Origin of the sequence: Streptomyces sp. AM8-1-1 (genome assembly GCF_032229325.1) — a bacterium.
Classification (GTDB): Bacteria; Actinomycetota; Actinomycetes; order Streptomycetales; family Streptomycetaceae; genus Streptomyces; species Streptomyces achmelvichensis.
On sequence record NZ_CP135086.1, the window covers coordinates 1,140,633 to 1,162,241 of the forward strand.

Consider the following 21,609-nt stretch of genomic DNA (forward strand, 5'->3'; position numbering starts at 1 on the left):
TGGATCTCAACGGTGGTCAGCGGGAGAGCGTGGCGACAGCGTCGGTGTGCACACCGGGTGCGGCGGCCAGCAGGCTCTCGCTCTGTGTCGTCCACGGGCGGCCCTCGGCGTCGGAGATCCGCCCGCCGGCCTCGGAGACGAGCAACGCGCCGGGAAGCAGGTCCGCCCGGGCGCCGGCGAACTGCCAGAAGGCGTCGATCCGGCCGGCGGCCACGTTCAGCAGGTGCAGGGTTGCGGGCACTGACGTCCGCACCACGAGCGCGTCGAGCAGCATCGCCGTGATCGAGGCGCCGATGCGCCGTGTGACGGCTTCGTCCTCGTCCGGCCTGGCCTGGCTCGTGGCCACCAGGCCGAGTCCGAGGTCCGTGGTCTCGGAAACGTGCAACGGGCGGCCGTCGAGGTGGGCGCCACCGCCCGCGAGCGCGGTGTAGGTCTCACCGGTCAACGGCAGATGGACAGCGGTCAGCACCGGCTGGTTCTCGCGCACGAGTGTGGCGGTGACCGCCCAATCCGGCAGACCGTGCAGGTGGTTGACGTTGCCCTCGGCCGGATCGACGACCCACCATTCACCGGCGGGCAGAGCCCCGCCGTCGAGCTCTTCCTCGACCCAACGGGCGCCGGGGCGCAGGAACGTGAGGCGCGGACGCAGAACATCGAGGGCCGCTTCGTCATTGGCGGCGAGCGCGCGCATCAGCTCCTCGCGCGTCCGGTGGCGGACCACGCCGCCGAACCGCTCTCGCAGCACCGAGCCCGCAGCCTCCACGGCGATCGCGGTCTGCGCCAGCAGATCGGCGTCGGACGCCGCATCGGCAACTACGGCACTACCGGTGCCACCGGTGCCACCGGTGCTCTGAATCGATTCGGACATGGCTGTACTCCCAACTCAGCAGGGGTGATGAGGGCGAGGGCGTGATCGACGATCTCCGCGCCCCGCACATCGAAGGTATGGGCGCGCATCGTTAACCTCAAGTGCATGTAAAGCACGGCTAGAGTGACTCGCATGCAACTGGATCTGAACCTGCTCGCCGCCCTCGACGCGCTCCTCGATGAAGGAAGCGTCGCCGGCGCGGCCGAGCGCCTGCACGTGACGGCACCGGCGATGAGCCGGAGTCTCGGCCGGATCCGGAGAACAACGGGTGATCAGATCCTGGTGCGCACCGGGCGGACCATGACCCCGACTCCGTACGCCATCGCCGTTCGGGAGCAGGTCCACGAGCTGCTCCAGCAGGTCCAGAGCGTGCTGGCGCCCAGCCGAGAACTCGATCTCACGACACTCGAGCGGACGTTCACCCTGCGCTGGCACGACTCTCTCGTCGGGCTCGGCGGCCCCGCACTGCTCGCGGAAGTACGAAAGCAGGCACCGGGCGTTCGGTTGCGTTTCATCGCTGAATCGAGCACCGACACGCCTGAGTTGCGCCGCGGCGAAGTCGACCTCGAGGCCAACGCGAACCGCCCGACGCAGTCCGACATTCGCGGCGAGCTCCTCGCCGAGACCGGGCACGTCGTCGTCGTACGCCCGGACCATCCGCTCGCCCGCGCCAAGGCCGTCACCCTCGCCCGGTACGCCGAGGCCGAGCACATCACCATCTCGAGACGCGGAAGGTTCGACAACGCACTCGACGGCGCTCTGGCGCAGCTCGGACTCACACGACGTGTGGTGGCGACCGCGCCGACCGAAGCGGCCGGCCTGAGCTTCGTGCGTGACTCCGACCTGCTGGTCACCGCCCCCGAATCGACAACCCGCTCAACGGCCGCGGACCTCGGGCTGGTGCTTCTCCCCCTGCCGTTCGAACTTCCGCCGGCTCCGGTGTACTTGTCCTGGCATCAGCGCTACGACACCGACCCCGCACATGCGTGGCTGCGCAATCTGGCGCGAGCCGCGCTGACTGAGGCGGCACATTGACCACGGAACCGCCGCGGAGCACCACGCTCAGCCGTCGGTCTCGGTGATGTCCACGCCGCTGATGTCCTGGTCCAAGAAGGCGGTCAGGGCATCGGCTTCGGCGCTCACGGCCTCGCGCTCCGAAGCGGCGAGAGGCCGGAGCAGAGTGACGTGCAGGTGCTTGTCGCGCACGGTCCAGGTGGCTCGGACCCGGCCGTCGACGAGCACGACGCGGTGACCCGTGACCGACAGGCCGAGGTGGGCGTCGTCGATGATGCGGCTGCGGTCGCGGTAGCCGAGGATCGCGTTGTCGAACGCCGGGAGGAAGCGCACGGGGGCGGGAGTGTCCGGATCGGGGCGTGGCGCGTCGGGCAGATCGAGGAGCTCGCGGCCGCGTTCGTCACGGAAGGCGACGAGCTCCTCCCGGAGGGCTCCGACTGCTGCGGGAAGTCCCGCGAGACCGCACCAGGAACGCAGGTCCGCCGAGGCAGCAGGCCCGTAGGCGGCGAGATAGCGTCGCACCAGCTGCTGCCCGACCGGATCGTTCCCGTCGGAGGGGAGCGGATCCACGTCGCGGCCGAGCCAGGTGGCCAGCGGCAGATTGCGCACACCGGCGGTCGTCCGCCACAGACCGCGAGGCGGGAGCTGCACCATCGGGATCAGGGCGGCCACGAGCAGTTCCCCCAGCGCCCGGCGCGGCGGGCCCGGCCAGCGGTCTTCGAGTGCCTGGACGAGTTGGGCCATGGTGCGGGGCCGTTCGTCGGCCATGACCGCACGGCCGGCCGCGGCCACCTCGTCCAGGTCGATGCCCGCGAGTTCGTGCCGGTATGTGGCCAACACGCGCTGGCACAGCATCGGTTCATGGCGGGCCCGCCAGGCCAGCGCGTCCTCGGCGGTGACGAGATGGACGGTGCGGCGCATCAGGTGCGTGCGGACGACATCAGCGCCCGTCAGCGCTTCGTCCAGTTCGGTGGGCTCGAAGGCGCGCAACCTGGACCACAGTCCGACGAACGGTTCCTGAGGCTCCTGCGCCTGCAAGCCGCACAGGTGCGCCACGGCATCGCACACGGACGTGTCCGCACGGTCGAGCAGGTACTGACGAGCGAGTGTCGCGCGGTTGAGAGCACGTGTGCCGAGTACCGTCATGGTGTTCCCAGGCCACCTCGTACCCGGCCGACAGACACAACTGCCGTGCGGGTACGGCGACCTGGCCCCTCCCTTCTGTCCCGGGGCCGGCCACGGTGGCGTGGCCGGCCCTGACTGCCATGAGCCGAGCCGGAGCGGATCAGCCGTTGTGCGGAGCGTCGTACGGAGCAGTGACGTCCAGGACCCAGGTCACGCCGAAGCGGTCGGTGAGCATGCCGTAGAGCGGCGCCCACGGCGCGGCCTCCAGGGGTCGCACCACTGTCGAACCCTGCGCCAGCTTCTGCCACAAGGCGCTGATCTCGTCGGCATCGTCACCGCGCACGGAGGCGAAGAACGGGTTCTCCCCTTGGTTCCAGGCGAGTTGTGACGGCACGTCGTAGGCCATGACGCGGAAACCGTTCTCCCCCACCACCTCACCCCACATCACCCAGTCCGCCTCGTTCTCGCCCTGGACGTTGCCGGCGTCCTTGTACGTGACGGTGACGCCGCGTCCGCCGAAGACGGACTGGTAGAACCCCAGCGCCTCACGCGCGGCGCCCCGGAAGTTCAGGTGGGTGGTGGTCATGACGGACATGGCTGCTCCCTTTTGACGGACGGATGTGCGCGGCAACGCACTGACCGAGCCCCGGAAGGGGTGCCCTGACCAGGGCGGCGCACCCTCGGCGGCTCGGTCGCCACCGTTCCACGGGTAGCGGACAGGATGTGTCCTCTACTGCGGGCACCATGACGTCGGTGCAGACAACTTCCTCGCGACTGCTCGCGCTGCTCTCGCTGCTTCGGACGCGCCGCGCCTGGTCCGGCGAGAACCTCGCCGAGCGGCTCGACGTCACTCCGCGCACGGTGCGCCGCGACATCGACCGCCTGCGCGACCTCGGGTATCCGATCACCGCCGTCAAGGGACCCTCCGGCGGATACCGTCTCGGCGCAGGCGCGCATCTGCCTCCGCTGCTGTTCGACGACGGCCAAGCCGTGGCACTCACGGTGGCCCTGCAATCCGTCGCAGCCGGGGACGCCGTCGCCGATGACGCAGCACGGGCCCTCGGCACCATCCGGCAGGTCATGCCACCACGACTACGGCACCGCACAGACACGGTGAGCGTCACCGCCGTACACCCACCCGAAAAGGAGGACACCGCTCAGGTCGACCCTCAGACCTTCGTGGAGCTGAGCACCGCCATCCACGCACACGTGGAACTCCGCTTCGACTACGGCCAGGGGCCGGCAACCGCCACCGAGGAACCCCGGCGGGTCCAACCGCACCACCTGGTCACCTGGCGCGGCCGCTGGTACCTCGCGGCCTGGGACCTGGACCGCGACGACTGGCGGACCTTCCGCGTCGACCGCATACGCCCCCGCACGCCCACGGGCCCCCGCTTCGTACCGCGCGAACTTCCCGGTGGCACCGTTTCCGCGTTCATCACCAACCGCTTCCGCGGCAGCGACGGCAGCGACGGCAGCGATTGGCCGTGCCGAGGCGAAGTGATCCTCAACCTCCCTGCCACCGCCGTCGCGCCCTTCGCCCAGGACGGAATCGCCGAGGCACTCGCGCCCGACCGCTGCCGGCTCGTCCTCGGCTCATGGTCATGGACCGGTCTGGCCGCCGCCGTCAGCCGCTTCGACGCGGACATCGAGGTGGTCGGCCCGCCCGAGCTCAAGAGCGCGTTCGCCCGCCTCGCCACCCGCTTCTCCAAGGCGGCCGGCACGACCGCGCCGTGACAGGCGGCGGGGTGCTGCGCCGGCTCACGCGAAAGACGGCCCAGGCTTCCTGGACGTCGCCCGGGCGCGCGCTCGTACTCGCTGCGCCGGGGAACAGCTCGGCGCACTCACCAGCGGGGAGTTGTGTACCGGCTCGCCTACGACTCCACAGCCCCCCGTCCCTTCGCCCGCCTCCCCACCACCATCGCCGCCCCCACCGCGCTCCCCACGAACGCCGCCGCCAGCGTCCAGCCCCGGTCGAACAGGTGCCCGCTGGCGTGGTCGAGGGAGTAGCGGCCCGGGCCGGTGAGGCCCACCGTAGCCGCGGTGAAGCCGAGGAAGGCCGGGTATTCGAAGCCGCCCTCCTGGGCGAAGAACCCCGCGGGGGCGTGGACCGCCACCGCGCCGGCCATCGCTCCCGCCGCGGCCGCTCCGGCCGCCGGTGTGGCGAGGCCCAGGGCGAGCAGCACGCCGCCGCCCGTCTCTCCCACCCCGGCGGCGATCGCGCTCTGGCGGCCGGGGTGGTAGCCCATGGCCTCCATGCCCTGGGCCGTGCCCTCGATGCCTGGGCCGCCGAACCAGCCGAACAGCTTCTGCGATCCGTGCGCCACGAGCACCGTTGCGGTGCCGAGGCGCAGGGCGAGCAGTCCGAGGTCACGTCGGTTGAGGCGGGCCATGAGTGTCTCCCGGTGCCGGTGGGGCGCGAAGGGTGGGGCGCCGCCGCGGAGGCGCATGTGACCACTCTCGTCCCGCCCGGCCGCCCACCCTCGGTACTGCTACTCCATACGGGTGACATGGGTGCCTGATCCGCTCCGCGGGCCGTGCGGTAGATTTTGCGCGCCCTTGACCGGCATCAACCTCATCGACACGGAGACCGGCCCCTCAATGAGCGACATCGTCAACGGACTTGGCCGCGCGACCGCGTACGGCGCACTCGGTGTGGTCCTCCTGATCCTCGGGATCGTCCTGATCGACCTGCTGACGCCGGGCAAGCTCGGCCGTCAGATATGGGAGGACCGCAACCGCAATGCCGCGCTGCTGCTGAGCTCCGCGCTCCTCGGTATCGGCGGCATCGTGTTCACCTCGATCTGGACGACGTACGACCACTTCGGCAAGGGCCTCGCCTCGACGGCCGCGTTCGGCCTCCTCGGTCTGGTGATGATGGCGGTCGCGTTCCTGGTGGTGGACCTGGTGACGCCGGGCAAGCTGGGCGCGACCCTCGTGGAGCCGGAGCCGCATCCGGCGGTGTGGGTGACCGCCTCCTGCAATCTGGCGGTGTCGGCGATCATCTCCGCGTCGATCGCCTGACGCGCACGCAGGGAGGGATGGGCGGACTCGCTACGACGCGTCGTGGAAAACGAGTCCCAGGGTGTGCCGCTCCCCCGACCTGATCGCGCTCACCCCGTGCCGTACCGGTGACGCCGACCAGCCGCGGCTGGAGCGGACCGGGCGGTCGCGGGTGGTGAAGATCAGGGCGCGGCCCTGCTCCAGCAGGGTCGCCGTGCCGCGGGACTGCGCCCGGGGCCGCTGTTCGACGAGGAGGAACTCGCCGCCCGTGTAGTCGGTACCGGGCCGGTCGAGGCCGATGGCCACCTGCAACGGGAAGACCGCTTCGCCGAAGACGTCACGGTGCAGGGCGTTCCAGTCGCCGGGTCCGTAACGCAGCAGGATCTGCGAGGACTTCGTCTGGCCGGCCTCGTGGCAGATCGCCGGCCAGTCGTCCAGCTCGTCGGGCCAGGGTGCCGGCCGGCCCAGGCGCTCGGCCCAGGCGCGGGCGATCGGCAGCAGCCGCGGGTAGAACGCTGCGCGCAGTGCCCGGACGGTCGGCGGCAGAGGGTCGGAGAAGTAGCGATAGGTGCCGGAGCCGAACCGGTGGCGGGCCATGTCGACCGTGGACCTGAAGTGCTCGGGCTCGTCCCAGAGGGCGGCGATCGCGCGGCGCTCGGCCGGATCCAGGATGCGCGGCGTCAGGGCGCAGCCGTATGCGTCGATCTCCTCCGCGAGTGCCGCCCAGTCCGTCGCGGGAAACCCTGCTTCGGTGGGAAACGCTGCTTCGGCAGCGAGGGCTTCGGTGCTCCGCACGGTCATGGTGTGCTCCAGAAGTGGTGCATGGCGTACGAACTCCACGGCCGCCACGCCTCGGGGTCGGACGCCTGGGCGCCCGCCCGGCGCATGCCCGCGCGGACGGCCGGGTCCTCGGTGAGGAGGACGTCGGGGTCGCCCAGGGCCCGCATCCGGATGTAGCCGGCCGTCCAGCGGTCGATGCCCGGCAGGGCGAGCAGTCGGCGTTCGGCGTCGTCCCGGTCGGCACCGGGGTCGAGGGTCACCGAGCCGTCGGCGAGGGCGGTGGTGAGGGTGCGCAGGGCGGCCCGCCGCGCGTCGGGCAGGTCGAGATCGTCGAGGTCGGCGCCCGCCAAGGTGGCGGTGTCCGGGAAGAGATGGGTGAGTCCGCCGCTCGGTTCGCACAGGGGACTGCCGTGTGCCACGACGAGCGCGTGGCCGCGTCGGCGTCCCTCCTCGGTCGTCGCCCGGTGGCCGAGCACGGCGCGTACGGCGAGCTCGTGCGGGTCGGCCGCTCCGGGGGCGCGCAGTCCGGGGCGCGCGGCGACCAGGGGCGCCAGCGCCGGGTCCGCTCCCAGGCGTTCGGCCACCGCGCACGGGTCCGCGTCCAGGTCGAACAGGCGGCGCACGCGCTGGGTGGCCGTCGTCAGGTCGCGCAGATCGGTCAGATGCAGCCGGCACTCCAGCCAGCCGCCAGCGCCCGGCTGTTCACCGATTTCGGCCACTCCGGCGCCGCTGGGCAGCCGCAGGGTGCGCCGGTAGGTCCGGGACCCGCGTTCGCCGACGATCTCCTCGATTCCGGGAACGGCACGGGCGGCGAGGTGATCGAAGACCTCGACGGAGGCGTAGGGGCCGCGGTGGGCGAGTCGAAGAGGCACGCCGGCGCGGCCGTTCGCCGCCGCGACGGGTCCGAAGCGTGAGGCGCGCCCGGGGCGGGCGGAGCGGATCTCGCTGGGCGTCGCCGCGTAGATCTCGCGCATGGTGTCGTTGAATTGCCTGACACTGGCGAATCCGGCGGCAAAGGCGATCTCCGCGGCCTGGAGGGTCGTCGTCTGGAGCAGTACGCGGGCGGTGTGGCCGCGTTGGGCCCGGGCCAGCGCGATGGGGCCGGCGCCGAGCTCGGCGTTGAGCTGCCGTTGCACCTGACGGGCGCTGTAGCCCAGTCGGCCGGCGAGCCCCGCCACACCCTCACGGTCGACGATCCCGTCGCCGATCAGCCGCATCGCTCGGCCCACGACGTCGGCGCGGGCGTTCCACTCGGCGGAGCCCGGTACCGCGTCGGGCCGGCAGCGGCGGCAGGCGCGGTAGCCCGCGCCCTGGGCGGCCGCCGCCGTGCGGTAGAAGGTCACGTTCCGGCGCTTGGGGGTGATCGCCGGGCAGCTCGGCCGGCAGTAGATCCCGGTGGTGGAGACGGCGAAGAAGAAGACGCCGTCGAACCGGGCGTCCCGGCTGCTCACCGCCTCGTACCTGCTGTCCTCGATCGTCATACGGCCAGTATGGGCACGGCCCCGGCAGCCGGGCTGGCGGAATTCGGACGTCACGTTCGGCAGGCTCGGACGAGCTCTCGGGCCGTCAGAGGCTGATCAGCACCGGGCCGCCCTCGGGGTCCAGGCCATCGAGCCGGCCGGCTCGCAGATGCAGCGGGCGCCCGGGCCGGGCGGGCATCAGCAGCTGCTGCCGGTGCAGTACCCGGCCGTCCTGGCTGACCAGCACGCGCGGTGGTGCCAGCGGTGTCGAGGGGCGCAGGACGAACCGCACCGGCCGGGGACCGTGCGGGCGGACGATGTTCGGCACGGCCCACAGCAGCGGGGCGTCGACCCGTACGGGCAGCCCGGGGCCCGGCCACGGCTCGCCCGCGATATGGCGCAGCACGTCCTCCGCGGCGGCGCTGCCCTCCTCGGCGGCGATGCCGGCCCGCTCACCGCCGTGCAGCAGATTTCCCGCGGCGAAAACACCGGGTTCGGCCGTGCGGAAGGCGGTGTCGACGGCCGGTCCGCGGGTGCCCGCGTCGAGCGCGATCCCGCCGCGTCTGGCCAGTTCGTGGTCGGGGATCCAGTCGCCGGTGAACACGATCGTGTCGCAGCCGAGGGTGGTGGTCCGCCCGTCCTCGTGACGCAGCCGCACGCCGGTCAGCCGGCGCCGGCCGAGCAGTTCGACGATGTGTGTCCTGGCCAGCAGGGGGACGGGCCGGCGCAGGGACGGCACGCGGGTGCGGGGCTGTTCGGTGACCATGGCGACGGTCTCGGCGCCGCTCGCGCGCAAGGTGCGTACCGCGGAGAAGGCGACCGGTTCCGCGCCGACGACGACCGCGCGGCTGCCGACCCACTGGTCGTGCAGATGGACGGCCTGCTGGAGTTCGCCGGTGGTGAGGACGCCCGCGGGCCGGGTGCCGGGGACGAGCCGTGCGCTGCGCGAACGTTCACGGGCTCCGGTGGCGAGAACCACGGCCCGTGCCGAGACGGTCTCCGGGCCTGCCGGTCCGACCGTCTCCAGGGTGCGCGGGCCCGCCCAGCCGGTGACGGTGACGCCGGTGCGCAGCCGGGCGCCGGAGCGTACGGCGCCGTGGACGAGCCGGCGGGCGTACTCGGGGCCGCTGAGCGGCCGCTGCAGATCGCGGAGCCCGAAGCCGCCATGGCAGCAGTGGCGCGGGATGCCGCCGGCCTGCTGCTCACGTTCGACGACCTCGACCCGGCCCGCTCCGGCGGCGGCCAGGCGGGTGGCCGCGGCGAGCCCGGCCGGGCCCGCCCCGACGACGAGGACGTCGACCGTGCGTACCGTCATCGCCGCCCCTCCTCGAACAGGGAGCGCACCGCGGGCCCGCAGAAGAATCCCTGACAGCGGCCACCGCGGGCCCGGGTCCGCCGGCGCAGTCCGTCCAGGGAGCCGGGTGGGACGGTGCTGTCCAGCGCGTCGCGTATCTCTCCGAGGGAGACGCGTTCGCAGTGGCAGACGAGGGTGCCGTACGCCGGGTCGGCGGCGATGAGCTCGGCCTGCTGCCAGGGGCGCGGAAACGCCTCGCCGAGGTTCGGCATCCGCACCGGTTCCAGGTCGTGGGCGGGACCGGGGTCGAGTCCGACGTCGGACAGAAGGTCCATGACGTACGCGGCGATGGCCATGGACGCGGTCAGGCCGGTGGAACGGATTCCTCCCACGGTGATGTACCGCTGTCGTGCGTGGGCGCGCACCTGGTAGTCGTCGTGCTCGGTGGCGGCGCGCAGTCCGGCGTAGACGGCGGTGACCTCCTCGGTCACCAGCTCCGGCAGGATCCGCCGGCCCTGCTCGCGCAGCAGCGCGAGTCCTTCGGCCGTGGAGCCGGTGGCCTGCTTGTCGTCCAGGTCCTCGGCGGTCGGTCCGAGCATCACATTGCCGTACACGGTCGGGGACACGAGCACGCCCTTGCCGAGGGCGGTCGGCACCGGGAGCAGAATGTGGCGGACCAGAGGGCGGGCGAACTTGTCGAAGACGATGAGCTGACCGCGGCGCGGGGTGACGGTGAAGGTGTCGTGGCCGAGCTGCCGGTCGAGTTCGTCGGCGTACAGTCCGGCGGCGTTGACGAGGAAGCGGGTGCGCAACAGACCGCGGCTGGTGGCCAGTTCATGGTGGGTGGTGCCGGTGATGCTCTGCACCCGGCAGTTGAGATGCAGATCGACGCCGCCGCGGACGGCCTGGGTGGCGTAGGCGAGGGTGGTCGTCCACGGGCAGATGATGCTCTCGCCGGGAACGTCGAGTGCGCCCAGTGCGCCGGGGCCGAGGTGCGGTTCGCGGCGGCGCACCTCGTCGGCGTCGATCAGGCGGGCGTCGTGGTAGCCGTTGCGTTCGGCTTTGGCTGCGAGCGCCGGCAGCGCGTCCAGCTGCGTCCGGTCCCAGGCGACGAGCAGGGCGCCGATCGGTTCGACGGGGATACCGGCCTCGGCCGCGTAGGCCGCGAGCCGGCGCTGTCCGTCGCGTACGAGCCGGGCTTCCAGCGAACCGGGCACGGCGTCGAAACCGGTGTGCAGGATCGCCGTGTTGGCCTTGGAGGTTCCGTTGCCGACGTCGTCGGAGGCGTCCACGAAGGCGGTACGCAGCCGGCGGCGGGCGAGCTCGCGGGCGATGGCCGATCCGACGACTCCGGCGCCGACGACGATCACGTCGTAGAGCGAGTCCGGCAGTTCGCCGGCGGTGGTGACGGTCATGCGCCCGCCGTCCCCGCTCCCCCGGCCATGGGCGTACGGTCCAGCAGCGCGGACACCTCACCGCGGAACCGGCCGAGGCGTTCGGCCGCCTGCGAGGCACTGATCCTCGGTTCGTAGACGGCGGAGGGCCGCCAGGCCGGTACCACCTGGTCGGTGGTCAGTGCGGCGTCCATGCCGAGCCGGGCGACGGCGCCGACACCGAGCGCGGTGACATCGGGCAACGCCGATACCTCCACCGGCAGTTGCAGCAGATCGGCCTGGGTCTGCATCAGCAGCGCGGAGCGGGTCAGTCCGCCGTCCACCCGCAGGCCGGTCAGTGGCCGGCCGAGGTCGGCGGCGACCGCGTCGGTCAGTTCGGCCACCTGGGCGGCGATGCCTTCGCAGAGCGCACGCACGAGATGCCCGGGACCGGTGTCGAGTCCGAGTCCGGTGAGTGAGCCGCGCAGGTCGCCCCGCCACCACGGGGCGGCGAGTCCGGCGAACGCCGGGACGAAGGTGACACCACCGCTGTCCGGTACGGACGAGCCCACCGGGTCCAGGTCGGCCGCGCCCGCGATCACCCCCAGATCGGTGAGCCAGCGGACGGCGGACGCGGCCGTGTAGACCTGTCCGTCGAGGCAGTAGCTGGTGTGTCCGCCCAGCCGCCAGGCGACACAGCTGACCAGGCCGCTGCCGGTGCGGCGCGGGCTCGATCCGGTCTGCGCGAGCAGGAACGCCCCCGTGCCGTACGTGCACTTGGCGCTGCCGGGCTCGGTGACGCTCTGCGCGAGGAGGGCCGCCTGCTGGTCGACGAGGAGCCCGGTCAGCGGGATGCCGTCGCCGAAGGCGGTGGTGATGCCGACGGGTCCGTCCGCGTCGACGACCTCCGGCATCCGTTCGCCGTCCAGGCCGAAGATGCCGAGCGCCTCCGGCGACCAGGCGACCTTGTCGAGGTCGAGGAGCTGGGTACGGCCGGCGGTCGCCGCATCGGTGACGAAGGCGCCCGTGAGCCGGTGGACCAGCCAGGCGTCGCTGGTGGTGACGACGCCGTCCCGGGTGCGTTCACGGCGTATCCACGCCATCTTGGGCGCGGCGAAGTAGGGGTCGAGGGGCAGGCCGGTCAGCCGGGTCAGTTCATCGGCGTGCGGGGCGAGTTCCTCGCACAGCGGCTCCGCCCGCCGGTCCTGCCAGACGATGGCGTCGGTGAGCGGATCGCCCCTCACGGGATCCCAGGCCAGCACCGTCTCGCCCTGGTTGGCGAGCCCGACCGCGTGGACCGGTTCCCCGGCGTCGGCGAGGGCCTGGCGGCCCGCGTCGACCACGGATGTCAGCAGGCTCATCGGGTCGACCTCGACGCTGCCACCCGCGCCGTAGCGGGGTTCCACCGCCGCCGATCCGGTGCCGATCACTCCGCGTTCGGGGCAGATGACCAGCGCTTTCGTGCCGGAAGTGCCCTGGTCGACGGCAAGCACCGGGCCGGTCATCGGCCACCCCGCCCCTCGCTGGAAGGAAACCTTGATCGTGGACGCAAGAAGCCTGGATCAGGGCACGTCGGTCGTCAAGTAACGATCGAAACTGTCCACGGACCGATACTTCATCAACTTCTTGTCGTCATCGAACAGTTGAGTAAGATCGGCGAAACTACGGGCCGTGGAGCGACCACTCCATTCCGGTCCCAACCCCCCACTGTCCCAAGAGGACCCATGACGCCCAGAATGCGACATCCGCGCCGTTGGACACCGACGGCGGCGGCTACGCGCTGATGGCCCAGGACCAGAACCGCCCGGTGTACCACCCGGCGGGTCACGACAATGAACTGCGCGCCGCCATGCAGGACTTACGCACCGGACGCTGGTTATCCATGCGGAACCTGCTGGCCTCGACCTCCGACTGGGGCCTTTGGACGCAGCGGACACAGGTCCTCGCCGCGGTGGCGGCCGGTTCCGACGCCGTACAGGCATGGCGGGCCGAGGAACCCCACTCCCTCGCCGCGACCGTGATGCACTGCCGGATCTCCGTCGAACGGGCGCTGCGGGCCCACCGCGAACAGCACCAGCGCACCCAGGACCTGTGGCACGAGGCCTGGGAGGCGTGCCGGATCGCCGCCCACCAGGGGCCCGACGACCCGGTGCCGTGGGTGTGTCTGCTGGCCCTGGCCCAACTCGACGAGAAGCAGCGGCTGGAGGAGCACCGGCAGATCCCGCCGGGCCCCATGCTCTTCCCCGGACCGTGGGGCCTGCTGTCGGAGGCCCACAAACGGGACCCGCACAACCGCGAGGCGTACCACCGCATGCTGCAGTTCGTGTACGCCCGCAAGTCGGGCGGGCATCTGTCGGAGGCGGTCAACTTCGTCCAGTGGGCGTCCTCCGCCGCCCCGACCGGTTCCGCTCTCCTCGCCCTTCCGCTCTATGTCCGTGTCGAGCGCTACCGCCGCGACAACGGGCATGAGCGGGCGCTGGACCTGCACTGGGTGACGGACGACGCCACCCGGGAGGCCACGCGCGCGCTGGACGGCTGGTTCGACCATGTGAACCCGGCCCTGTCCTCGCTGCTCGACCTCAACCACCTCGCCCACGCGCTGTGGGGCTCGGGCCAGTTCGCCGAGGCCGCGCGGGTGTTCGAGGCGTTGGGCCCGTACTACACGGCACCGCCCTGGTCGTACCGCACCCAGAGTCCCGGCGACGCGGGCCTGGCCGAGGAAGTCTTCCTCCGTGCCCGCGGAAGATGTCTGGCCGCCGCGCACGAGGCAGGTACGTAGCCGAGCGCTGCCGCCGTCCCGGTCCCCCCTCGCACCACAGCACCTCCCCTTCGCCCTGTCCGCTCAGTGCATCTTCCTTTCCCCCCGGAGGTACAACGATGTCCATATCCCCGCCCAGGTGGTCGAAGTCGGACCAGTCGCCGCCCAAGGACGAGGAGGAGCGGCTGCGGGAACTGGGCTACCAGCCGGTTCTGGCCCGCCGCATGGGAGGCTTCGGCAACTTCGCCATCAGCTTCTCCGTCATCTCGATCCTGTCGGGATGCATGACGCTGTACGGCTTCGGTCTGAACACCGGTGGCCCGGCGGTGATGCTCTGGGGCTGGGCGGGCGTCGGCCTGTTCGTCCTGTGTGTCGGTATGGCGCTGGCCGAGGTCACGAGCGCGTACCCGACCTCCGGTGCGCTCTACTACATGGCCGACCGGCTGGGCGGACGCAAGTGGGGCTGGTACACGGGCTGGCTGAACCTGCTGGGCCTGCTGGGCGCGATCGCCGGTATCGACTACGGCTGCGCCCTGTTCACCGGCGCCTTTCTGAATCTTCAGTGGGGTTTCGACCCCACACCCGGCTCCACCATGATCATTTTCATATGCATTCTGCTGATCCATGCCACCTTGAACCTCTTCGGTGTACGGCTGGTCAGCCTGCTCAACTCCGTCAGCGTGTGGTGGCACCTGGGCGGTGTGGCCATCATCGTCGGCGCGCTCGCCATCGTGCCGTCGAGCCACCAGTCCCCCGAGTTCGTCTTCACCGAGTTCGTCAACAACACCGGCTGGGACAGCCCGATCTATGTGGCGGCGATCGGCCTGCTGCTCGCCCAGTACACGTTCTCCGGCTACGACGCCTCGGCCCACCTCTCGGAGGAGACCTCCAACGCCTCCGTCTCCGCGGCACGTGGCATCGTCCGCTCGATCTGGGTCTCCTGGATCGCAGGATTCGCGCTGCTCGCGGGTCTGACGTTCGCCATCCAGGACTACGCGGGCACCCTGGACAGCTCGACCGGCGTGCCGCCGGCGCAGATCCTGCTCGACGCGCTCGGCACCGGTGGCGCCACCGCACTGCTGCTGGTGGTCATCGTGGCGCAGCTGTTCTGCGGCAACGCCGAGGTGGCGGCCGCCAGTCGGATGGTCTTCGCCTTCAGCCGCGACAACGCGCTGCCCGGGTCGGCCATCTGGCGCAAGGTCAGCAGCCGCACCCAGACCCCGGTCCCCGCGGTGTGGCTGTCGGTCGGCTTCGCCTGCCTGCTCGCCCTGCCCTCGCTCTACTCCACGACGGCCTACGGCGCGGTGACGGCGATCAACGTCATCGGTATCACCCCGGCGTACGCGATCCCGATCTACCTCAAGCTGCGCGCCGGCGACCGCTTCGAGCCCGGGCCGTGGAGCCTGGGCCGCTGGAGCAAGCCGATCGGCTGGATCGCGGTGGTCTGGGTGGCGTGTGTGACCGTGCTGTTCTGCCTGCCGCAGTCCAGCCCGGTGACGGTCGACACGATGAACTACGCCTCCATCGCGCTGGTCACGGTGCTGGTCCTGGCGACCGTGTGGTGGTTCGTCGCGCGTCGCTCGTACGGCACACCGCAGTCGTACGGCACCGCCCGTGAGCAGGCGGAGATCTCCGACCAGATCGTCTGACGCTCCCGCCGCAACCGTGTGGGCCCCGTCCGGGCGGACGGGGCCCACAGCTGTGCGGGGCCGCGGGACGGCTACTGCCGCGCGCGCTGTCCGGAGACCTTCAGGTTCCGCAGGCTGCCCACGTTGTCGAACGAGCCGAAGCCGACCCGGCCCGCGGCGAACGTCGTGTCGACGGCCGTCATCAGCGGGTGCTTCGAGCCGTCGGCATAGACCGCGATCTCGCCGCTGTCGGCGCAGTGCACCACGCGGACGTCGTGCCAGGCGGCGTCGGTGACGGCGGGCGGCGCACCGGTCGATCCGTTCCACTGGTGGTCGAGCCGCAGCCGGTCTTTCGTGACGGACACGGAGTTCTTCGGCGACCGCGCGACCCCGGAGTTCGTCGCCTCCCGCGTACGCCGGACACTGACCGGCCGGCCGGGCCTCCCCTCGGAGATCGCGGCGCTCGTGATGTACTCCGCCTCACCGGAGGCCGCCTATCTGACCGGCCAGATTCTGCACATCAACGGGGGTGCGGCACTCGGCCGCTGATCGATTGTCAGTGCCGCGCGAGATGCTGGACGGTCCGACACCTCTCCTAGGGGGGAACTGGCATGACCGATCCCGAACTCGCGGCGGCGCAGGCGTACGTACGACTGCTGCAGACCACCCGGGCCGTGCTCGCCGACACGGAGCAGCCCATCGTTCCGATGCCGCTGCTGATGGCCCCGATCGCCGAGGCGGACGACGCGCTGGACGCGCTGGGCATGGCGGGGAACGAGGCCGGCTTCTTCCGGCTGGTGGCCAGGTTGCAACCGGTGCTGTACGAGGATCAGCGGGTGACCTGACCCACCGGGGCACGCTCGGGGCGGGACGGCAGCACGGGGGTCCGGGCGCGACGCGGCGTGGCCGGCCGGGCACGAGGCCGCGCGGGCATCCTGGCGGGCGGCCGCTCGACCCCTGAGGTCGCGAGGCTGCTCGGCCGCGTCCCGACACACCCTCCGGGCGGAGACGGCCTCGGCGGATGCCCGCTATGCCGCCCTCTTCCGTGTGTGTCGTGCGGCACAGGCGTTTGACGTGCGGCAGACCGGTCACCCGTGACGTCATGGGCGAACTGAACCCCCTCGAAAGCCAGGCACTCTGGGAGGAGTTTCACCAGCTGGTGAACATGACGTCCCAGGAGCTGACCGCATGGCTCAGGACCAGCGAAGCGGCCGAGACGGCCGAGACGCTGCCCGAGTCGGCGGGTGCGGCCACCGGCCTCCAGGTGGTGGCCCTCCTGCACAAGCGGCGTGCCGATCTGACCGACGAGGACGTGCAGCTGATGCTGCGGGTCGTGGAGGAGATCGAGGACCAGCAGGAGCGGGCATCCGGCTCCGGTGACGAGCGATGGCGGCAGGGCCTGATGACTCTCGGACATGATCCGCTCAAGCCCTGAGAGGCAGCCCGGCCCGGTCACCGAACCGGCCCCACGCCGGCGCGGAGCATCGATTTCGCACAGCTGTGCCCCCGGAACGCACGTCATGCGCGTTCCGGGGGCACGATGCCGTTGGGAGCCGCGTCAGCGGCCCGACGGCCGCTTCATGCGCTCGCCGGCCCGCTCGGCGGTCCGCTCGACCTGCTCGTGAGCCTTGCCGGCCATCTGCTCGCCGCGGCCCTCGGCCTGCATGCCACGGTCGCCCATGGCCTTGCCGGCGACTTCCTTGACCTTGCCCTTGGCCTGCTTGCCCTTGGCCTTCGCCTTACCCATGACGTTTCCTTTCGTGCGTCGCACAAGGAGATGTATCGACATATTCACACTGACCCCATCACCCCCAGTGCGCAAACGGGCACAGAACGTAGCTACAATCGTCCCTGGTCAGAGCACTCAGGGCGCCTTTCACGCGGTCGTCAGAGTTCTTCCAGAGGCCGGGTCGCCGGGCCGTGCAGGACGGATCCGTCCGTGGCGAAGCGGGAGCCGTGGCACGGGCACTCCCAGGTCCGCTCGGCGTCGTTGAACTGCACCAGACAGCCGAGGTGGGTGCAGCGCGCGGACAGCGACCGGACCTCCCCCGACGCGTCGCGGTAGACCGCGCAGTGCTTGCCGCCGACGCGGACCACCGCCCCGCTGCCGGGTGCGACCTCCTCCACCGAGTCCACATGGCTCGAGTGGAGCCGGTCTCCGACGAAGTGCTTCGCCACCCCGGCCTGATACTTGGCCAGTTCGGCCGTGTCCCGTACGGCCGGCAGCCGGCGGGGGTCGTACAGCTCCGTCCAGGGCGGGCGCGGTCCGCCGGCGATGTGGGAGGTCAACAGCCGCCCCGCCATGACCCCGTTGCTCATCCCCCAGCCGCCGAAGCCGGTGGCCACATAGAGGTGCTGCGTACCCGGATGCGCATGACCGACGTACGGCAGGTGGTCGTGCGAGTCGTTGTCCTGGGCTGCCCACCGGTAGGTCTTCTCCGCGGCGGCGAAGCCCGCGATCCGCTCACCCGCCCAGGCCTCCAGCCGGGCGTAGCGCTCCCGCACCCCGCCCGCGCCGGGCTCGAACGACTCGCCGGTGAGGATGACCAGCCGCCGGCTCTCGTCGTACGGCGCGCTGCGCAGCGACCGCGTCCCCGACTCCGGGCTCAGATACATGCCCTCGGGCGCGTCCGCCGTGGGCACGGGCGCCGCGAGGACCAGTTCACGGCGGGGCTTGAGCCGGGTGAACAGCAGGGTCCGGTCGAAGACCGGATAATGGGTGGCGATGACGGCGTCGCTCGCGTCGACCGTGGCACCGCTCTCGGTCGTGAGGTGACAACGCCGCCCGTCCCGCAGGCCCGTGACCCGGGTGCGCTCATGGATGCGGCCGCCGGCCCGGACGAACCGTTCGGCGAGACCCAGCAGGAACTTGCGGGGATGGAACTGCAGTTGGCCCTCGACCCGTACCGCTCCGGCCACCGGGAAGGGCAGTTCGGTGTCGGTCACGAAGGTGGCCTCCAGACCGGCCCTGCGCGCGGTGTCGGCCTCGGCGCGCACCTCGTCCACCCGCTTCGGATCCTCCACAAAGGTGTAGGCGGGAACCCGTTCCAGATCCGGGTCGATACCCAGCTCGGCACAGAGCGCGGCCACGTGCTCGACGGCGTCCTGCTGCGAGAGCGCGTACAGCGCCGCGCTCTCGCCGCCGTGCCTGGCCTCCAATTGTGCGTAGTGCAGTCCGTGCAGGGAGGTCAGTTTGGCCGTCGTGTAACCGGTGACGCCCGCGGCGATCCGGTCGGCCTCCAGGACGACGACGTCCAGTCCGGCCCGCTGGAGCTCCCAGGCGGTGACGAGCCCGGCGATGCCACCGCCGATCACCGCCACGTCCGCCGTCGTCCGCGACAGCAGGGGCGGATGGTCCGTGGCGGCGGTCGTGGTCATCCAGTACGACTCGTCGACGGTCGGGCGGTGGGCGAGGGCCATGATTCCTCCGGTGTCAGCCTGCGTCCCGCAACCGGGGCAGGACGCTGGTGCGGTAGAAGTCGAAGAACCCCTGCTGTTCGGGTCCGATCTGGTTGACGTAGACCTCGTCGAATCCGGCCTTCGCGTAGGCCCCGACGGTCTTCACATGCTCGTCTACGTCATCACCGCAGGTCACGCCGTCCCGCACCATGTCCTCGGTGACCAGCTCACTGGCCTGTTCGAAGTGCCTGGGGGTGGGGAGGATCTGGGCGAGTTCACCGGGCAGGAACTGGTTCGGCCAGAGCCGGTGCACGGTCTTGACCGCCTGATCGCGGTCGGTGCCCCAGCACACCTTGAGCCCGCCGATCACCGGCTTCTGCCCGCCGCCTGACGTGCGGAACTGCTCCACCAGGCTCTCGTCCGGCATCATCGTGACGAGTCCGTCCGCGATGCGTCCGGCGAGGGCGGCGGCCTGCGGTCCGAAGCCGGAGACATAGAGCGGCGGCGGCTGGTCGGGGACGGTGTAGAGGCGGGCGTTCTCGACGGTGTAGTGCTTGCCGTGGTGCGAGACCTGCTTGCCGGTGAAGAGGTGGTTCATGACCTGGACGGCCTCCTCCAGCATCTCCATCCGCTGGTCGGCCTCCGGCCAGGCGTCGCCGTAGATGTGCTCGTTGAGGGCCTCGCCGGTGCCGATCCCGAAGCGGAAGCGCCCTTCGGTGAGCACGGCGGCGGTGGCCGCCGCCTGTGCGTTGATCGCGGGATGCATCCGGACCGTCGGGCAGGTCACGAAGGTGGTCACCGGGAGTGACGAGACCTGGGACAGTGCGCCGATCATCGACCAGACGAAGGGGCTCTGCCCCTGCTCGTCGTTCCACGGATGGAAGTGGTCCGAGATCGCCAGGGCCTCGAAGCCGGCCTGTTCGGCGGCCCTGGCCTGCGCGAGCAGCTCTGCGGGGGTGAAATCCTCGGACGAGAGAAAGTATCCGTAGGTGGTCATGACGCTCCTTCGACGGTGTACCCCGTTACCCGGATCGAACGCTGGGCGAGTAACCGCTCACCTGCCCCTCAAACGACACACGTGCCCATTCGGCGCCGTGCGCCGGCCGCCGCCCGCAGGTCGGTGACCGGCCCGGAGTGCGCCGCCCACGGTCCGTGGCCGCAGGAGGTGGTCACCAGGTGCGCTCCGTGGTCCGTGGCGTGGTGCGCCGGCCCCTCGCCCAGGGCGTCCCGGTCCGGCATCGGCAGGACGGCTGCTGCGAGAAGGACCACCGCCGCAGCGGGGCCGAACCCGGCACTGCCGGGACGGGCGGGTTCGGTCCGGGATATCAGCCGATATCCGGGGGACTCGGGAGATATCACCGCCGGTCGAGCCGATCACGACACGAGGAGGACAGCATGCGAGCACTGACCTGGCAGGGGAAGCGGGACGTGCGGGTGGAGACCGTGCCCGACCCCCGGATCGAGGAACCGACGGACGTGATCGTGAAAGTCACCTCCACCGGGATCTGCGGCTCGGACCTCCATCTGTACGAAGTGATGGGCCCCTACCTGGACCCGGGCGACATCCTCGGCCACGAGGCCATGGGCGTCGTCGAGGAGGTGGGTGCGGACGTCTCCGCCCTCTCCGCCGGCGACCGCGTCGTCATCCCGTTCAACATCTCCTGCGGTGACTGCTTCATGTGCGGGCAGGGGCTCCAGTCCCAGTGCGAGACCACGCAGAACCGCGAACGGGGCACCGGTGCCTCCCTGTTCGGCTACACCAAGCTCTACGGTCAGGTGCCGGGCGGGCAGGCCGAGTTCCTCAGGGTTCCGTTCGGCAACACGCTGCCGATCAAGGTGCCCGACGGCCCGGGCGACGAGCGGTTCGTCTATCTGTCCGACGTCCTGCCCACCGCCTGGCAGGCCGTCGAGTACGCCGGCATCCCGAAGGGCGGTTCCGTCACCGTCCTCGGCCTCGGACCGATCGGTGAGATGGCGGCACGCATCGCCCGGCACCGCGGCGCCGAACTCGTCATCGGTGTCGACCTGGTCCCGGAGCGGCTGACCCGCGCGGCCGCCCACGGCGTGAAGGGGCTCGATCTGCGCCGGCACGGCAAGAACCTCGGCGACGCCGTCCGCGATCTGACCGACGGGCGGGGCACCGACGCCGTCATCGACGCGGTGGGCATGGAGGCCCACGGCGCGCCGGTGGTGAAGGCCGCTCAGTGGGTCACCGGGCTGCTGCCCGACGCCGTCGCCGAACGCGTGATGGAGCGCGCGGGCATCGACCGGCTCAACGCCCTCTACTCGGCGATCGACATCGTGCGGCGCGGCGGCACCATCTCGATCTCCGGTGTGTACGGCGGCGCCGCCGACCCCCTGCCGCTGCTGACCATGTTCGACAAGCAGATCCAGTTGCGCATGGGCCAGGCCAACGTCTGGCGCTGGGTGCCCGACATCCTGCCGCTGCTGTCGGACGAGGACCTGCTGGGCGTGGAGGGGTTCGCGACCCACACCATGCCGCTCGAGGACGCGCCGAAGGCGTACGAGATGTTCCAGCAGAAGCAGGACGGAATGATCAAGACGCTCCTGAAGCCCTGACCGTCGTCGCCATCGCCGGTCAGACGAGCCGCAGCGTCATGGGCGGCTCGTACCCGCAGGAGGTCGACCTGTCCAGGAACTCGAATACACCCCGCCCGCACACGAGTTCAAGATGGTCCCGTCCGGGCTCGGCATGGCTCCCTACGCGCCGGTGCGGACGACGCCGACATCACCCGCGCGGCGGACCTGCTCGACGAGGGTGAGAAGGTCGCCGTTCTCATGGGCCAGGGCGCGCAGCGCCCGTGCGCGGGTCGAGCACGCCGACACGCTCTGCGCCGGCGTCGCCGAGGCACTGCTGGGCATGGACGCATCGGCGCCGCGTCCGCC

The 21,609-nt window shown here is 71.2% G+C and carries 22 protein-coding genes and 1 pseudogene; 10 read left to right on the top strand and 13 right to left on the bottom strand.

Annotation, left to right across the window (positions count from 1 at the left end; genetic code table 11):
* Positions 1-16 precede the first annotated feature (16 nt).
* Entirely contained in the window at positions 17-868 is an 852-nt protein-coding gene (locus tag RPQ07_RS05105; RefSeq protein WP_313942814.1) for a 3'(2'),5'-bisphosphate nucleotidase CysQ, read from the bottom strand.
* A 132-nt stretch (positions 869-1,000) separates the two neighbouring features.
* Here RPQ07_RS05105 and RPQ07_RS05110 point away from each other — a divergent pair, with 132 nt between their 5' ends.
* Positions 1,001-1,903 (top strand): LysR family transcriptional regulator, encoded by a 903-nt coding sequence (locus RPQ07_RS05110; RefSeq protein ID WP_313942815.1) that lies wholly within the window; start codon positions 1,001-1,003, stop codon positions 1,901-1,903.
* A gap of 27 nt (positions 1,904-1,930) precedes the next feature.
* Here RPQ07_RS05110 and RPQ07_RS05115 read toward each other — a convergent pair whose 3' ends face one another.
* The gene (locus RPQ07_RS05115) at positions 1,931-3,028 is read right to left on the bottom strand and encodes a winged helix DNA-binding domain-containing protein (RefSeq protein ID WP_313942816.1); all 1,098 of its coding nucleotides are present in this window, start codon (positions 3,026-3,028) and stop codon (positions 1,931-1,933) included.
* A 139-nt stretch (positions 3,029-3,167) separates the two neighbouring features.
* Entirely contained in the window at positions 3,168-3,602 is a 435-nt protein-coding gene (locus RPQ07_RS05120) for a VOC family protein (protein WP_313942817.1), read from the bottom strand.
* 158 nt (positions 3,603-3,760) lie between these two features.
* Between RPQ07_RS05120 and RPQ07_RS05125 the strand changes: the two genes are divergently transcribed.
* Positions 3,761-4,744: a helix-turn-helix transcriptional regulator gene (locus tag RPQ07_RS05125; protein WP_313942818.1), complete on the top strand. Its 984-nt coding sequence runs from the start codon at positions 3,761-3,763 to the stop codon at positions 4,742-4,744.
* Between the two features lie 137 nt (positions 4,745-4,881).
* Here the strand turns inward: RPQ07_RS05125 and RPQ07_RS05130 are convergent, their stop codons facing one another.
* Positions 4,882-5,400, bottom strand: a complete 519-nt coding sequence (locus tag RPQ07_RS05130; RefSeq protein ID WP_313942819.1) for a DoxX family protein — start codon at positions 5,398-5,400, stop codon at positions 4,882-4,884.
* Positions 5,401-5,608: 208 nt separating this feature from the next.
* Between RPQ07_RS05130 and RPQ07_RS05135 the strand changes: the two genes are divergently transcribed.
* Positions 5,609-6,031: a DUF350 domain-containing protein gene (locus RPQ07_RS05135; RefSeq protein ID WP_313948788.1), complete on the top strand. Its 423-nt coding sequence runs from the start codon at positions 5,609-5,611 to the stop codon at positions 6,029-6,031.
* Positions 6,032-6,061: 30 nt separating this feature from the next.
* Here RPQ07_RS05135 and RPQ07_RS05140 read toward each other — a convergent pair whose 3' ends face one another.
* The 5 genes from RPQ07_RS05140 to RPQ07_RS05160 form a co-directional block, all read right to left on the bottom strand.
* On the bottom strand, positions 6,062-6,811 hold the full coding sequence (locus RPQ07_RS05140) for a 2OG-Fe(II) oxygenase (protein WP_313942820.1): 750 nt from the start codon (positions 6,809-6,811) through the stop codon (positions 6,062-6,064).
* On the bottom strand, positions 6,808-8,271 hold the full coding sequence (locus RPQ07_RS05145; protein ID WP_313942821.1) for a DNA-3-methyladenine glycosylase 2 family protein: 1,464 nt from the start codon (positions 8,269-8,271) through the stop codon (positions 6,808-6,810). Before RPQ07_RS05145 ends, RPQ07_RS05140 begins: the two co-directional genes overlap by 4 nt.
* Positions 8,272-8,356: 85 nt before the next feature.
* Complete coding sequence (locus tag RPQ07_RS05150; RefSeq protein ID WP_313942822.1) at positions 8,357-9,565, bottom strand: NAD(P)/FAD-dependent oxidoreductase; 1,209 nt, start codon at positions 9,563-9,565, stop codon at positions 8,357-8,359.
* Positions 9,562-10,959, bottom strand: a complete 1,398-nt coding sequence (locus tag RPQ07_RS05155; protein ID WP_313942823.1) for an FAD-dependent oxidoreductase — start codon at positions 10,957-10,959, stop codon at positions 9,562-9,564. Before RPQ07_RS05155 ends, RPQ07_RS05150 begins: the two co-directional genes overlap by 4 nt.
* Entirely contained in the window at positions 10,956-12,422 is a 1,467-nt protein-coding gene (locus RPQ07_RS05160) for an FGGY family carbohydrate kinase (protein ID WP_313942824.1), read from the bottom strand. Before RPQ07_RS05160 ends, RPQ07_RS05155 begins: the two co-directional genes overlap by 4 nt.
* Positions 12,423-12,700: 278 nt before the next feature.
* On the opposite strand from RPQ07_RS05160, the gene RPQ07_RS05165 reads away from it, so the two are divergent.
* Together RPQ07_RS05165 and RPQ07_RS05170 are read left to right on the top strand one after the other, a co-directional pair.
* Positions 12,701-13,696 carry a hypothetical protein gene (locus RPQ07_RS05165; RefSeq protein WP_313948789.1) on the top strand — a complete coding sequence of 332 codons (996 nt, stop codon included), beginning with the start codon at positions 12,701-12,703 and terminating at the stop codon, positions 13,694-13,696.
* Between the two features lie 98 nt (positions 13,697-13,794).
* The gene (locus RPQ07_RS05170) at positions 13,795-15,324 is read left to right on the top strand and encodes an amino acid permease (RefSeq protein ID WP_313942825.1); all 1,530 of its coding nucleotides are present in this window, start codon (positions 13,795-13,797) and stop codon (positions 15,322-15,324) included.
* 71 nt (positions 15,325-15,395) lie between these two features.
* On the opposite strand, the gene RPQ07_RS05175 is transcribed toward RPQ07_RS05170, so the two are convergent.
* Positions 15,396-15,668: a hypothetical protein gene (locus RPQ07_RS05175; protein WP_313942826.1), complete on the bottom strand. Its 273-nt coding sequence runs from the start codon at positions 15,666-15,668 to the stop codon at positions 15,396-15,398.
* Between RPQ07_RS05175 and RPQ07_RS05180 the strand changes: the two genes are divergently transcribed.
* The 3 genes from RPQ07_RS05180 (at position 15,658) to RPQ07_RS05190 (ending at position 16,738) form a co-directional block, all read left to right on the top strand.
* Positions 15,658-15,852 carry an SDR family oxidoreductase gene (locus RPQ07_RS05180; protein ID WP_313942827.1) on the top strand — a complete coding sequence of 65 codons (195 nt, stop codon included), beginning with the start codon at positions 15,658-15,660 and terminating at the stop codon, positions 15,850-15,852. The genes RPQ07_RS05175 and RPQ07_RS05180 overlap by 11 nt on opposite strands.
* Before the next feature lie 62 nt (positions 15,853-15,914).
* On the top strand, positions 15,915-16,148 hold the full coding sequence (locus RPQ07_RS05185) for a hypothetical protein (RefSeq protein WP_313942828.1): 234 nt from the start codon (positions 15,915-15,917) through the stop codon (positions 16,146-16,148).
* Positions 16,149-16,405: 257 nt separating this feature from the next.
* Entirely contained in the window at positions 16,406-16,738 is a 333-nt protein-coding gene (locus tag RPQ07_RS05190; RefSeq protein WP_313942829.1) for a DUF3140 domain-containing protein, read from the top strand.
* 123 nt (positions 16,739-16,861) lie between these two features.
* On the opposite strand, the gene RPQ07_RS05195 is transcribed toward RPQ07_RS05190, so the two are convergent.
* The 3 genes from RPQ07_RS05195 to RPQ07_RS05205 form a co-directional block, all read right to left on the bottom strand.
* Complete coding sequence (locus RPQ07_RS05195; protein WP_313942830.1) at positions 16,862-17,050, bottom strand: CsbD family protein; 189 nt, start codon at positions 17,048-17,050, stop codon at positions 16,862-16,864.
* Between the two features lie 140 nt (positions 17,051-17,190).
* Positions 17,191-18,723 carry an FAD-dependent oxidoreductase gene (locus RPQ07_RS05200; RefSeq protein WP_313942831.1) on the bottom strand — a complete coding sequence of 511 codons (1,533 nt, stop codon included), beginning with the start codon at positions 18,721-18,723 and terminating at the stop codon, positions 17,191-17,193.
* Between the two features lie 13 nt (positions 18,724-18,736).
* On the bottom strand, positions 18,737-19,699 hold the full coding sequence (locus RPQ07_RS05205; protein ID WP_313942832.1) for a TIGR03557 family F420-dependent LLM class oxidoreductase: 963 nt from the start codon (positions 19,697-19,699) through the stop codon (positions 18,737-18,739).
* A gap of 398 nt (positions 19,700-20,097) precedes the next feature.
* Here RPQ07_RS05205 and RPQ07_RS05210 point away from each other — a divergent pair, with 398 nt between their 5' ends.
* Positions 20,098-21,282 carry a zinc-dependent alcohol dehydrogenase gene (locus tag RPQ07_RS05210; protein ID WP_313942833.1) on the top strand — a complete coding sequence of 395 codons (1,185 nt, stop codon included), beginning with the start codon at positions 20,098-20,100 and terminating at the stop codon, positions 21,280-21,282.
* 2 nt (positions 21,283-21,284) lie between these two features.
* Positions 21,285-21,589 (top strand): annotated as a pseudogene (locus RPQ07_RS05215) (thiamine pyrophosphate-requiring protein); the annotation flags it as partial.
* Positions 21,590-21,609: the final 20 nt, after the last annotated feature.

Bases quoted from the DNA above. Each gene is read 5' to 3' on its own strand.
- RPQ07_RS05105 (WP_313942814.1), bottom strand. From the start codon at position 868: ATGTCCGAATCGATTCAGAGCACCGGTGGCACCGGTGGCACCGGTAGT.
- RPQ07_RS05110 (WP_313942815.1), top strand. From the start codon at position 1,001: ATGCAACTGGATCTGAACCTGCTCGCCGCCCTCGACGCGCTCCTCGAT.
- RPQ07_RS05115 (WP_313942816.1), bottom strand. From the start codon at position 3,028: ATGACGGTACTCGGCACACGTGCTCTCAACCGCGCGACACTCGCTCGT.
- RPQ07_RS05120 (WP_313942817.1), bottom strand. From the start codon at position 3,602: ATGTCCGTCATGACCACCACCCACCTGAACTTCCGGGGCGCCGCGCGT.
- RPQ07_RS05130 (WP_313942819.1), bottom strand. From the start codon at position 5,400: ATGGCCCGCCTCAACCGACGTGACCTCGGACTGCTCGCCCTGCGCCTC.
- RPQ07_RS05135 (WP_313948788.1), top strand. From the start codon at position 5,609: ATGAGCGACATCGTCAACGGACTTGGCCGCGCGACCGCGTACGGCGCA.
- RPQ07_RS05140 (WP_313942820.1), bottom strand. From the start codon at position 6,811: ATGACCGTGCGGAGCACCGAAGCCCTCGCTGCCGAAGCAGCGTTTCCC.
- RPQ07_RS05145 (WP_313942821.1), bottom strand. From the start codon at position 8,271: ATGACGATCGAGGACAGCAGGTACGAGGCGGTGAGCAGCCGGGACGCC.
- RPQ07_RS05150 (WP_313942822.1), bottom strand. From the start codon at position 9,565: ATGACGGTACGCACGGTCGACGTCCTCGTCGTCGGGGCGGGCCCGGCC.
- RPQ07_RS05155 (WP_313942823.1), bottom strand. From the start codon at position 10,959: ATGACCGTCACCACCGCCGGCGAACTGCCGGACTCGCTCTACGACGTG.
- RPQ07_RS05160 (WP_313942824.1), bottom strand. From the start codon at position 12,422: ATGACCGGCCCGGTGCTTGCCGTCGACCAGGGCACTTCCGGCACGAAA.
- RPQ07_RS05165 (WP_313948789.1), top strand. From the start codon at position 12,701: ATGGCCCAGGACCAGAACCGCCCGGTGTACCACCCGGCGGGTCACGAC.
- RPQ07_RS05170 (WP_313942825.1), top strand. From the start codon at position 13,795: ATGTCCATATCCCCGCCCAGGTGGTCGAAGTCGGACCAGTCGCCGCCC.
- RPQ07_RS05185 (WP_313942828.1), top strand. From the start codon at position 15,915: ATGACCGATCCCGAACTCGCGGCGGCGCAGGCGTACGTACGACTGCTG.
- RPQ07_RS05190 (WP_313942829.1), top strand. From the start codon at position 16,406: ATGGGCGAACTGAACCCCCTCGAAAGCCAGGCACTCTGGGAGGAGTTT.
- RPQ07_RS05195 (WP_313942830.1), bottom strand. From the start codon at position 17,050: ATGGGTAAGGCGAAGGCCAAGGGCAAGCAGGCCAAGGGCAAGGTCAAG.
- RPQ07_RS05200 (WP_313942831.1), bottom strand. From the start codon at position 18,723: ATGGCCCTCGCCCACCGCCCGACCGTCGACGAGTCGTACTGGATGACC.
- RPQ07_RS05205 (WP_313942832.1), bottom strand. From the start codon at position 19,699: ATGACCACCTACGGATACTTTCTCTCGTCCGAGGATTTCACCCCCGCA.
- RPQ07_RS05210 (WP_313942833.1), top strand. From the start codon at position 20,098: ATGCGAGCACTGACCTGGCAGGGGAAGCGGGACGTGCGGGTGGAGACC.